This window comes from Streptomyces sp. NPDC057010 (genome assembly GCF_042673805.1).
In the GTDB taxonomy this organism is placed as follows: domain Bacteria; phylum Actinomycetota; class Actinomycetes; order Streptomycetales; family Streptomycetaceae; genus Streptomyces.
On record NZ_JBHUSC010000097.1, the window covers coordinates 1 to 10,174 of the forward strand.

Sequence of the window (10,174 nt, forward strand, 5' to 3'; positions counted from 1 at the left end):
GACGCGACGACGAAGGAGGAGCGCCCTTGACAGGCCGGGCCGACGCGGAAGGACGATGAGACTGACGGGAAACCCCCAAACCTTCCCTGATGCCGAGTAATCGGCCCCCGACAACCGCACCCCCCGCCCACCCACCCGATCCGGTGAAGCAGGCGCTTGCCGGGCCAAGGCTCGCTGCCGTCCTACGATGATGCTCTCGACCCAGCCCACGGGAGGCCCGGAATGTCCACAGCACCCGTCGAGCACCTTGAGTACGCCGATGACGAGAGGCCGCTGACGCTCCTCGAAGAGGCCGACCAGCTCATGGAGCAGATCCCCGGCTACCGCGTCGAGATCATCGGAGGCATCCTCACCGTGACCCCACCGCCGGACGCTCCGCATGCGCGAGCCCTGACCAAGCTCATGGCCCCTTTCATCGCCGCCGGTTTGGCCGACGGGGAAACCGAAGTCCTCCAGGGCATCGGACTGTGGCTGCCCGACGGCCCCGAGGACTACGCGATCCCCGACCTCTCCGTGGTCGACGCCGACATCGACGAGCACCTGATCGAGCACAACTGCTACGACCCGGTCGCGTTCCGCCTGGTCCTGGAAGTGACCTCGTCGAACTACAACAACGACCTGCGATCCAAGGCCGTCGCCTACGCCCAGGCCCGGATCCCCGTCTACGTCATCGTCAACCGCCAGCACCAGCGGGTGCACGTCCTGACCGACCCCGTCGACGGCGAGTACAAGGGCCACCGCATCCACGCCGCCGGCGAACTGGCCGCCCTGCCCGACACCTTGGGTGCGAAGGTCACCCTCGACGTGGACCAGCTCCTGAAGGCGGGCCGGCCGCAGAAGAAGAAGCCCAAGCCGGACCCGAAGGAGCAGGACCTCAACGACCAGGACCCCAAAGGCTCCGAGTCCGAGATCTAGTCCGCCTCTCCAACACCCCGACCCCGGCACCCGCTCCCGACCCGCGGCCCCCGGGCACCCCACACCCCTGACTTGAACATGTTCAAACGAAGCCCTACAGTCAACTCTGTCAGCAGTTGAACACGTTCAAGGGGGCTGAGGGCAATGGACCTCACCGTGGTCGCGTACGTCATCTACCTGCTCATCAGCATCGGGCTCACCGTCTGGGTCGCCCGTACGCTCAGTCGGAACGGGCGCGTCTTCATAGGCGACGTGCTGCAGGGCAACGAGAAGCTCGCGGATGCCGTCAACCAGCTTCTCGTCGTCGGCTTCTACCTCGTGAACATCGGGTTCGTGACCCTCTACCTGCGGTCGTACGAGGAGATCGTCGAGGCCCGCCACCTCTTCGAGGTGCTGTCGGTCAAGCTCGGGGTCGTGCTGCTCGTCCTCGGGGTCATGCACCTCGGGAACGTGTGGGTCCTCAACAAGATGCGCCGCCGCGGGATCATGGAGCGGCAGCAGACCCCGCCCGTCGCCCCGCAGGGGTGGACCGCTCCCGCCGGGGCCTGAGCCGTGGGCGGCGCAGCCGGAGCGGTCCGGCGGATCACCGTTCTGTACGACGCGAACTGCCCGCTCTGCGTGCACATCCGGCACTGGCTGCTGGCGCAGCGGTGGCTCGTGCCGCTCCGGCTCGTCCCCGCCGGCTCCTACGAGGCGCAGCGGCGCTACCCGCAGCTCGACCACGCGGCGACGCTGCGGGAAATCACCGTCATCGGGGACTCCGGGCAGGTGTGGACCGGGACCGACGCCTTCATCGTCTGCCTGTGGGCGCTGGTCGAGCACCGGCCGAAGGCCAACTGGCTGGCCACTGCGGCCGGTCGGCCCTTCGCCCGGGCCGCCATGTACTCCGCCTCGAAGTGGCGGGCGGCGGTACGGACCGAGGGCTCCCCGGAGGGGGCGGAGGACCCGGCCTGTGACGACCAGTGCTCCGTCCCCCGATAGGCTCGTGCACCGTGACTGATCAGAAGGCTCCCAAGAGCGAGCAGACCCGCACGCTCATCCTCGAAACCGCGCTCCGGCTCTTCCAGGAGCGCGGCTTCGACAAGACGACGATGCGGGGTATCGCGAAGGAGGCCGGTGTCTCGGTCGGCAACGCCTACTACTACTTCGAGTCGAAGGAACATCTCGTCCAGGGGTTCTACGACCGGATCGGCGCGGCTCACCAGGCGGCGGTCCGGCCCATCCTGGACAGCGAGACCGATCTGCAGAAGCGGCTCGCGGGCGTGCTGACGAGCTGGATGGACATCGCGGCCCCGTACCACGAGTTCGCCTCCCAGTTCTTCAAGAACGCGGCGGACCCGGAAAGTCCCCTCAGCCCCTTCTCCCCGGAGTCGGAGCCGGCCCGCCAGGCGGCCATCGACATCCACCGCGAGGTGCTGGCGGGGGCGAAAACCAAGGTGCCGGCCGAACTGGCCGACGTACTGCCGGAGCTGATGTGGCTCTCGCAGATGGGGCTGGTCCTGTACTGGGTCTTCGACCGTTCTCCGAACAGCGAGAAGACGCGGCGGCTCGCGGATCGCGGGGCGCAGCTGACGACGCGGGGCATCGTGCTGGCCCGGTTCCGGGTGCTGCGGCCGCTGGTGCGCGAGGTGCACGAGCTGTTCGCGGACTTCCTGCCGGGCATGGCCCAGACGGCCACGGCCGGGGCCCGCAAGCGGGCCTCGGACCCGGACCCGGACCCGAAGGCGGGGGACACGGATCCTGCCTAGGTCCGTCAGTCCGTAGTCCGTAGTCCGCAGTCCGTGGTCCGTCAGTCCTTGCGGCCCGTCACCGCGACCGTGACGCCGAGGCCGATCATCGTGAGCCCGCCGGCTCCGCCCACCAGGGCGAGCCGTCGCGGGGAGCCGGCGAACCACTCGCGCGTGGTGGCCGCGACCAGGCCCCACACGCTGTCGGAGGCCAGCGCGATGATGTTGAAGACCAGGCCGAGCAGCAGCATCTGGGCCGTGACGTGGCCCGCGGCGCGGTCGACGAACTGGGGCAGCACGGCGGCGAAGAACACCATGGTCTTGGGGTTGGCCACGCCGACCGTGAACCCCTCCCCCAAGGTGCGCAGGCTGCTGTGCGCCGCGGGGGCCGCGCCGGTGACCGCCGCGTGCAGGGAGCCGCGCTGCCGCACCGCCTTGACGCCCAGGTAGACCAGGTACGCGGCGCCGACGAGCTTCAGGGCGGTGAAGACGAGGACCGAGCGCTCCACGACGGCGCCGACCCCGAGGGCGACGGCCACGACGAGCACGTAGGCCCCCAGGGTGTTCCCCACCACCGTGGTCAGCGCGGCCCGGCGGCCCTGCGCCAGGGCCCGCCCGATCACGAACAGCACGCTGGGGCCGGGGATCACGATCAGGAGCAAGGACATGGCCGCGAAGGCCAGCAGTCGGTCTGTGGACACCATGCATGCCATGTAAGCACGGGGTCCGACGGCGCCCCCAGGGATTATCCGGTCCCGGAGGCAGCCGCGGCTCAGGCTCGGGGCGAGGCCAGTTCGACCACCGTGATGTCGGACGGCGCGCCCACCCGGACCGGAGGTCCCCAGGCTCCCGCGCCCCGGGACACGTAGAGCTGGGTGTCCCCGTAGCGCTCCAGGCCGGCGACGGTGGGGTTGGCGAGCTCGGCGAGGTAGTTGCCGGGCCAGAGCTGGCCGCCGTGGGTGTGGCCCGAGAGCTGGAGGTCGACGCCGTGCCGGACGGCGTCGTGGATGACGACGGGCTGGTGGGCGAGGAGCACCGAGGCGCGGGACCGGTCACGGTCGCCGAGGGCCGCCTGGAAGTCGGGGCCGTGGCCCTCGCTCTCCCCCGCGATGTCGTTCACCCCGGCGAGGTCGAAGTACGGGAGCGCGCGCCGGGCGTTCTCCAGCGGGGTCAGGCCGAGTTCGCGGACGTGGTCGACCCACTGCTGGGCGCCGGAGAAGTACTCGTGGTTGCCGGTGACGAAGTACGAGCCGTGGCGGGCGCTGAGCCGGCGCAGCGGCTCGGCGGCCGGGCCGAGGTCGTGGACGTTGCCGTCGACGAGGTCGCCGACGATGGCGATGAGGTCGGGCTGGGTGCGGTTGACGGAGTCGACGATGCGCTGGGTGTGGGCGCGGCCGAGGATCGGGCCGAGGTGGATGTCGCTGACGACGGCGATCCGGAAACCGTGGGCAGCGCGCGGCAGCTTGGCGAGCGGTACGTGGACGCGGCGCACGCTCGGGCCGCGCAGGACCCCGTAGGCCCCGCCCGCGACGGTCCCGAGGGCCACGGTGGCGGCCGCCCCTCCGATCGCCCGGGCCACGAACCTGCGGCGGTCCAGGAGACCGGCTCCCGGGCCCGCCGTCCCGGCCTCGGGCTCCTGTGCCGTGCCGCCGGTGTCGGGCCCCGGCGCGGGGGCCGGGCTCTGCGGGGCCGTCCCCTTGCCCACCCCTTCCCGCAGTACCGCATGGTGCGGCTCCGCCGCGTGGCCGGGCTCCCGGGCAGAGCCCCGAGCCTTGCCGGCGGGGGGCCGTTGGGCCAGACGGCGGAGCGACAGCGCGCGGATCGGCTCCGCGACCAGCATCGTCAGGGTCAGGTACAGGAGTACCGCGAGCCAGAGGAACCCCGGCCAGGACACCGCCTGCTGGAGCAGGAAGGGGGCGCCCGCGCGGCCCGCGGTCAGGGCGGCCACGGAGAGGAGGGGCAGCGCGATGATCAGGACCGTGCCGATGCGGCGGGGCAGGCCGCCGGGGGCCGTGGTGTCACGGACCAGGCGGATCCACAGCCAGCGGTGGACGAGCACGAGGAGCGCGAGGACCGCCAGCGCGATCAGCGCGAAGACCACGACCATCATGCCCGGGCACCCGCGCCGGAGCCGCCGCCCGAGCCGGATCCCGTTCCCGGACCGGAGTCCGGGCCCGAGCCCGTACCCGGCCCCGACCCCGACCCCGACCCCGTGCGTGATGCGCGCCGCAGGGCCCGGACCCCGCGCAACCCGATCACACCGACGGCCGTCCCCAGGAGAAAGGACGTCACCGCGAGTGTCAGGTGCACCCAGAAGTAGGAGGTCGGGTCACCCGTCGCATCGAATGCCAGGCCGCTGCCGTTCTTCCACAGGTTCCGGACGAAAGACACCCAGATGAACCAGCTCCACACTCCGAAGGCGAGCAGGAACCAGGAGGCGGCGCGGCTGAGTCTCATGCCCCCAGTATCGGTTTCGTCAGCAGGACGGACGCGCCGGGGTGGTCTGTCCCGGCAGTGGTTCTACCGAATTGGCCGGTCCGTGACGGCGGACAGCCCATCGGGATGTACTTTCACCTGCGTGTCTGCCAAGAAGACCGCCCTGACGGTCCTTTCCGCCGCGCTGCTGGTCCCCGCCCTGCTCGTGGTTCCCGCGCACGCCGCGCCGAACCCGCCGGCCGACGGAAAGGGGCAGCCCGGCACGGGGCCGGTGGCGCCCGCGCCGCCCGTGTCGATGTCCACGGTCGGCGGAGCGGCCCTCGGCCAGCCGGGCACCCAGGTGAACCTGCTGCCCGGCGCGCCCGCCCTGCCGGCGAACCTCACCGGTCGGTCGTGGATCGTGGCGGACGCCGAGTCCGGGGAGGTCCTCGCGGCGCACAACGCGCACTGGCGGCTGCCCCCGGCCTCCACCATGAAGATGCTCTTCGCGGACACCGTGCTGCCGGGCCTGCCCAAGGACCAGGTGCACAAGGTCACCGACAAGGACATGGAGGGCGTCGGTCCGGGCAGCAGCCTGGTCGGGGTGAAGGAGGACTTGGAGTACACCGTCCACGACCTGTGGCTCGGGGTGTTCCTGCGCTCGGGGAACGACGCCGTGCACGTGCTTTCGGCCATGAACGGCGGCATCGAGAAGACCGTCGACGACATGCAGGCGCACGCGAAGGAGCTCCAGGCCCTGGACACCCACGTGGTGTCCCCCGACGGCTACGACGCCCCGGAGCAGGTGTCGAGCGCGTACGACCTCACCCTGATCGCCCGCTCCGGGCTGCAGAAGCAGGACTTCCGGGAGTACTGCGGCACGGCCGAGGCGAAGTTCCCCGGCAAGCAGGAGGAGGGGAAGCCGCGCGAGTACTTCCAGATCCAGAACACCAACCGGCTGATGACGGGCGCCGGCGGCATCTCCCCGTACAAGGGCATCGCCGGGGTGAAGAACGGCAACACCACGATGGCCGGCTCCACCTTCACCGGCGCCGCGCAGCAGGGGAACCGGAAGCTGCTCGTCACGGTGATGAACCCGAGCACGGGCGGCATCAACTCGGTGTACGAGGAGACCGCCGCGCTCTTCGACTGGGGGTTCGCGGCGGCCGGGAAGGTCAAGCCGGTGGGTGAGCTGGTGGCGCCGAAGGGCGCGGACGCCACCCCCTCGGGCACCCCGGCCCGGTCCCGCGAGCACCACGCCGCGGCGGCCGCGGGCGGCGGCTCGGGCGGCGGTCTCGGGACCGCGCTCGGTGTCGCGGGCGGCGCCCTGGCGCTCCTGGCGGCCGGCGCCTTCGTCGTCAACCGGCGCTGGCCCCGCGGCCGGGGCGGGCGCGACGAGGACGTGGTCCACTGACCGGTCGGGTCAGAACATGCGGTCGGTGCGCCAGGTCGACTGGCTGGAGGGGTTGGTCAGGTCGAAGGTGGTGCCGGAGAGCCGGTGGTCCGGGCCGCGGACGCCGGTGTACCGGCCGACCGGTCCGTGCGACCAGCCGACGGTGAAGTAGATGCTCTCCCCCTCCACGTAGCCGTCCCGCAGGGTCCCCACGGTGTCGCCGGAGGAGACGGTTCCGTAGAGGTTGCCCTCGGAGTCCTGCCTCAGGTCCACCCGCACGGTGGCGTTGGTCTGGAAGAGGTACCAGACCCCTCCCGCGTTGTACGCGGGAGGCACCCGTACCTCCCGCACCGCGGTGGCGGTGGGGGCGCCGCTCGCAGGGGCGGCGAGGCCGGCCCCGGCGACGGAGAGGAGCAGGGCGACGGCGGTCGCGGTCAGGAGCTTGCGGGGACGGAGCGAAGCGGACATGAGCCCTCCAGGGGCGGCCAGGACGATCGATCCCGTTGCATCGTGCACGGAACCTCGCGGGGGGCCTACCCAGGCCCTGTCCGGACGATCTCTGGATTCACCCGAACGGGAACCGGACTAGGCGGCGGGGGACGCGGCCGGGGCGGGGGCCGGCTTGTCGCCGTCGCCGGCGTCGGCGTCGGCTGCCTCATCCGTCTCGTCGTCGCGGGTCGCCGTCCAGGAGGCGACGAAGAGGAGCAGCTTCGCCGTGAAGTTGATCCAGAGCAGCAGGGCGATCGGCACGCCGAAGGCCCCGTACATGCTCTTCGCGGCGACCTCCCGCATGTAGCCGCTGAGCAGCAGTTTCAGCAGCTCGAAGCCGGCCGCGCCGATGAGGGCGGCCTCCAGGAGGCGGCGGCGCGGCGGTTCGACGCCGGGGAGCAGGGTCAGCACGTAGAGGAGGAGCAGGAAGGCCGCCAGGACGCCGACGAGGAAGGCGCCGGCCCGCAGGAGTGCGCCGCCCGCGCCCTGGTGCGGGATGCCCAGCCAGTCGGCGGTCTTCCCCACCGCGCTGGCTCCGAAGATCGAGGCCGCGGCCGAGGCCAGGCCCACCCCGCCGAGCCCGACGAGGACCAGCGCGTCCTTGCCCTTGCGGGCGAAGGGGTTGCCCTCGTCCTCGTCGTCCTTCTCCCACACCGCGCGCAGGCAGTCGCGCATCGAGCCGACCCACCCGATGCCGGTGAAGAGCAGGAGCGCGGCGGCGACGAGGCCGACGGTGCCGGCGTTGGCCACGAGTCCGTCGAGGTCGAGCTGGTCGGAGATGCCGGGGACCTGCTCGGCGAGGTTGTCCTGGAGCTTGTCGAGCTGCTTCTGGCTGAGCAGCGCGGCGCCGATGGCGGCGGCCACGGTGATCAGCGGGAAGAGCGCCAGGAAGCTGATGAAGGTGATCGCGGCGGCGAGCCTGGTCCAGTGCACGCGGTCGAGGCGCTGGTACGAACGCCATGCGTGCGTCCGCATCAGGCGGGTCACCAGGGGCCCGATGACCGGGATCTTCGTCAGCCAGTCCATAACGTCACCGTAATTGAGCCGCCGGAAATAGCCGGGATTGTCGGGTTCGGGCACTACGGTCGTCGATTGTGACTTTTCGCGAAGGGGGCCCGATGGGTCGCCCGTTCCACACCCTGGTCCTGCGCGGGCTCCGCTACCGCACGCACCGCGCCCTGCGCCCGCTCCGTCAGGAGCGGCGTACGGCCGTCTCGGCCGCGGTGTCGGTGAGCGAGCCGGGCTGTGCGGGGACGCCGGTGGGACCGGCCCCGAAGGGGTACTCGCGCAGCTTCCGCCAGACCCCGTCGGAGCCCTGCTCGTAGAGCGCGAAGCCCGCGCAGACCCACTCGGCCGCGTACCCGGCGAGGGTCGAGTACGCCAGGTCCATCGCCTCGTCGGAGATCCCGTGGGCGACCGTGACGTGCGGGTGGTACGGGAAGGCCAGCTCGCGGCTGAGCGGGCCCTGTGGGTCGCGGACCGCGGACTGGAGCCGGGTGCAGCCCGCGCCGCCCTCGACGACCTGGACGAAGACGACCGGCGAGAGGGGGCGGAAGGTTCCCGTGCCGGCGAGCCGCATCCCGAAGGCGCGGAAGGCGGCGGCGACCTCGGCCAGGTGGGCCCGGATCGCCGGGAGCCGCTCCGCTTCCACCTCGGTCGGCGGGACGAGGGTGACGTGCGTGGGGATGCCGTGCGCGGCGGCGTCCCCGAAGCCGGCGCGCAGCTGCTGGAGCTGGCTGCCGTACGGCTCCGGGACCGCGATCGAAACGCCGAGCGTTACGGTCCCCACGTATCTCTCCTCACGTCTGTCTGGATGGGTGCTGCTCCGCCTCAGTGTGAGGCCAGCACCCCTCGTCCCGCCAGGGCCGTCTTTCCGTCGTTGCTTCCGTCGGGTTTCCGTCAGTGCTTGGCGGGCAGGAAACCGAGTCGGTCGTACGTCTGTGCCAGGGTCTCGGCGGCGACCGCGCGGGCCTTCTCCGCACCCTTGGCCAGGATGGAGTCCAGCGTCTCGGGGTCGTCCAGGTATTCCTGGGTGCGCTGCTTGAACGGTGTGACGAAATCGACCATCACGCCGGCCAGGTCGGTCTTCAGCGCGCCGTAGCCCTTGCCCTCGTACTTGGCCTCCAGGGCGGGGATCGTCTCGCCCGTGAGGGTGGAGTAGATCGTGAGCAGGTTGCTGACGCCGGGCTTCTTCTCGGCGTCGAAGCGGATCTCGGCCTCGGTGTCCGTGACCGCGCTCTTGATCTTCTTCTCGGTGACCTTGGGCTCGTCGAGGAGGTTGATCAGGCCCTTGGGGGACGACGCGGACTTCGACATCTTGATCGCCGGGTCCTGGAGGTCGTAGATCTTCGCGACCTCCTTGACGATGTGCGCGGCGGGGAGGTTGAAGGTCTGGCCGAAGCGGTGGTTGAAGCGCTCGGCGAGGTCGCGGGTCAGCTCGACGTGCTGGCGCTGGTCCTCGCCCACGGGGACGGCGTCCGCCTGGTAGAGCAGGATGTCGGCGACCTGGAGGATCGGGTACGTGAACAGGCCGACGCTGGCGCTGTTGACGCCGCCCTTGGCGGACTTGTCCTTGAACTGGGTCATCCGGCTGGCCTCGCCGAAGCCGGTGATGCAGTTCATGACCCAGGCGAGCTGCGCGTGCTCGGGCACGTGGCTCTGGATGAAGAGCGTGCAGCGCTCGGGGTCGAGACCGGCGGCGAGGAGCTGCGCGGCGGAGAGCCGGGTGTTCGCGCGGAGGTCCTTGGGATCCTGCGGCATGGTGATCGCGTGCAGGTCGACCACCATGTAGAAGGCGTCGTGCGTCTCCTGCAGGGCGACGTACTGGCGAATGGCTCCGAGGTAGTTCCCGAGGTGGAACGAACCGGAGGTGGGCTGGATGCCGGAGAGCGCGCGAGGACGATCAGAAGCCATGGCCCCATTCTCTCAGGTGCGGGGGCGGGCTCGGGCCCGCCACTGGCCGGATCCTTCCGGGTCGTCCCGGGCCGGCCCGTACCCCGTACGTGTACTGCGCGGTAGCGGGGCGTCCGGATCTCGCCTCGGCCGAGCGACCGCTTTCCGCCCGCCGCGGGGGCTCGCGGGCCCTGCCCACACCCGCGCCTCAATCGCCGGCGGGGCTGGACGTGCCGGCGCGCCGCCGCTGCCGAAACTGAACGCCACCCCGAGCTTGCCGCCGGCAAACATGGTCGCGGTAAAAAAGGTAAAGCCCAACAGCACCATGGCGGTCGATGCCAGG

The 10,174-nt window shown here is 71.2% G+C and carries 11 protein-coding genes and 1 pseudogene; 5 read left to right on the forward strand and 7 right to left on the reverse strand.

Annotated features, from left to right (window positions below; all coding sequences use genetic code 11):
• Positions 1-222: 222 nt before the first annotated feature.
• From ACFTXQ_RS35710 to ACFTXQ_RS35725, 4 genes are all read left to right on the forward strand, one after another.
• On the forward strand, positions 223-915 hold the full coding sequence (locus tag ACFTXQ_RS35710) for a Uma2 family endonuclease (protein WP_382649590.1): 693 nt from the start codon (positions 223-225) through the stop codon (positions 913-915).
• A gap of 144 nt (positions 916-1,059) precedes the next feature.
• Entirely contained in the window at positions 1,060-1,464 is a 405-nt protein-coding gene (locus tag ACFTXQ_RS35715) for a hypothetical protein (RefSeq protein ID WP_382649593.1), read from the forward strand.
• A 3-nt stretch (positions 1,465-1,467) separates the two neighbouring features.
• The gene (locus tag ACFTXQ_RS35720) at positions 1,468-1,896 is read left to right on the forward strand and encodes a thiol-disulfide oxidoreductase DCC family protein (RefSeq protein WP_382649596.1); all 429 of its coding nucleotides are present in this window, start codon (positions 1,468-1,470) and stop codon (positions 1,894-1,896) included.
• 11 nt (positions 1,897-1,907) lie between these two features.
• Entirely contained in the window at positions 1,908-2,663 is a 756-nt protein-coding gene (locus tag ACFTXQ_RS35725) for a TetR family transcriptional regulator (protein WP_382649599.1), read from the forward strand.
• Between the two features lie 41 nt (positions 2,664-2,704).
• Here the strand turns inward: ACFTXQ_RS35725 and ACFTXQ_RS35730 are convergent, their stop codons facing one another.
• From ACFTXQ_RS35730 to ACFTXQ_RS35740, 3 genes and pseudogenes are all read right to left on the reverse strand, one after another.
• Positions 2,705-3,346, reverse strand: coding sequence for a LysE family translocator (locus tag ACFTXQ_RS35730; protein ID WP_382649602.1), 642 nt, complete (start codon positions 3,344-3,346; stop codon positions 2,705-2,707).
• Between the two features lie 68 nt (positions 3,347-3,414).
• Positions 3,415-4,749: a metallophosphoesterase gene (locus ACFTXQ_RS35735; protein WP_382649616.1), complete on the reverse strand. Its 1,335-nt coding sequence runs from the start codon at positions 4,747-4,749 to the stop codon at positions 3,415-3,417.
• Between the two features lie 116 nt (positions 4,750-4,865).
• Positions 4,866-5,099: pseudogene (locus ACFTXQ_RS35740) on the reverse strand (SCO4848 family membrane protein); the annotation flags it as partial.
• Positions 5,100-5,220: 121 nt separating this feature from the next.
• On the opposite strand from ACFTXQ_RS35740, the gene ACFTXQ_RS35745 reads away from it, so the two are divergent.
• The gene (locus ACFTXQ_RS35745; RefSeq protein WP_382649604.1) at positions 5,221-6,471 is read left to right on the forward strand and encodes a D-alanyl-D-alanine carboxypeptidase family protein; all 1,251 of its coding nucleotides are present in this window, start codon (positions 5,221-5,223) and stop codon (positions 6,469-6,471) included.
• Between the two features lie 9 nt (positions 6,472-6,480).
• On the opposite strand, the gene ACFTXQ_RS35750 is transcribed toward ACFTXQ_RS35745, so the two are convergent.
• From ACFTXQ_RS35750 to trpS, 4 genes are all read right to left on the reverse strand, one after another.
• Positions 6,481-6,918 (reverse strand): hypothetical protein, encoded by a 438-nt coding sequence (locus tag ACFTXQ_RS35750; RefSeq protein WP_382649607.1) that lies wholly within the window; start codon positions 6,916-6,918, stop codon positions 6,481-6,483.
• 117 nt (positions 6,919-7,035) lie between these two features.
• Entirely contained in the window at positions 7,036-7,965 is a 930-nt protein-coding gene (locus ACFTXQ_RS35755) for a YihY/virulence factor BrkB family protein (protein ID WP_382649609.1), read from the reverse strand.
• Positions 7,966-8,131: 166 nt separating this feature from the next.
• The gene (locus ACFTXQ_RS35760; protein ID WP_382649611.1) at positions 8,132-8,728 is read right to left on the reverse strand and encodes a 2'-5' RNA ligase family protein; all 597 of its coding nucleotides are present in this window, start codon (positions 8,726-8,728) and stop codon (positions 8,132-8,134) included.
• 110 nt (positions 8,729-8,838) lie between these two features.
• A complete protein-coding gene (trpS, locus tag ACFTXQ_RS35765) occupies positions 8,839-9,852 on the reverse strand; it encodes a tryptophan--tRNA ligase (protein ID WP_382649613.1) in 1,014 nt (337 codons plus the stop codon).
• Positions 9,853-10,174: the final 322 nt, after the last annotated feature.

What these genes read in the sequence shown, in the direction of transcription:
- ACFTXQ_RS35710 (WP_382649590.1), top strand. Translation starts at nt 223, where the DNA reads ATGTCCACAGCACCCGTCGAGCACCTTGAGTACGCCGATGACGAGAGG.
- ACFTXQ_RS35715 (WP_382649593.1), top strand. Translation starts at nt 1,060, where the DNA reads ATGGACCTCACCGTGGTCGCGTACGTCATCTACCTGCTCATCAGCATC.
- ACFTXQ_RS35730 (WP_382649602.1), bottom strand. Translation starts at nt 3,346, where the DNA reads ATGGTGTCCACAGACCGACTGCTGGCCTTCGCGGCCATGTCCTTGCTC.
- ACFTXQ_RS35735 (WP_382649616.1), bottom strand. Translation starts at nt 4,749, where the DNA reads ATGGTCGTGGTCTTCGCGCTGATCGCGCTGGCGGTCCTCGCGCTCCTC.
- ACFTXQ_RS35750 (WP_382649607.1), bottom strand. Translation starts at nt 6,918, where the DNA reads ATGTCCGCTTCGCTCCGTCCCCGCAAGCTCCTGACCGCGACCGCCGTC.
- ACFTXQ_RS35755 (WP_382649609.1), bottom strand. Translation starts at nt 7,965, where the DNA reads ATGGACTGGCTGACGAAGATCCCGGTCATCGGGCCCCTGGTGACCCGC.
- trpS (WP_382649613.1), bottom strand. Translation starts at nt 9,852, where the DNA reads ATGGCTTCTGATCGTCCTCGCGCGCTCTCCGGCATCCAGCCCACCTCC.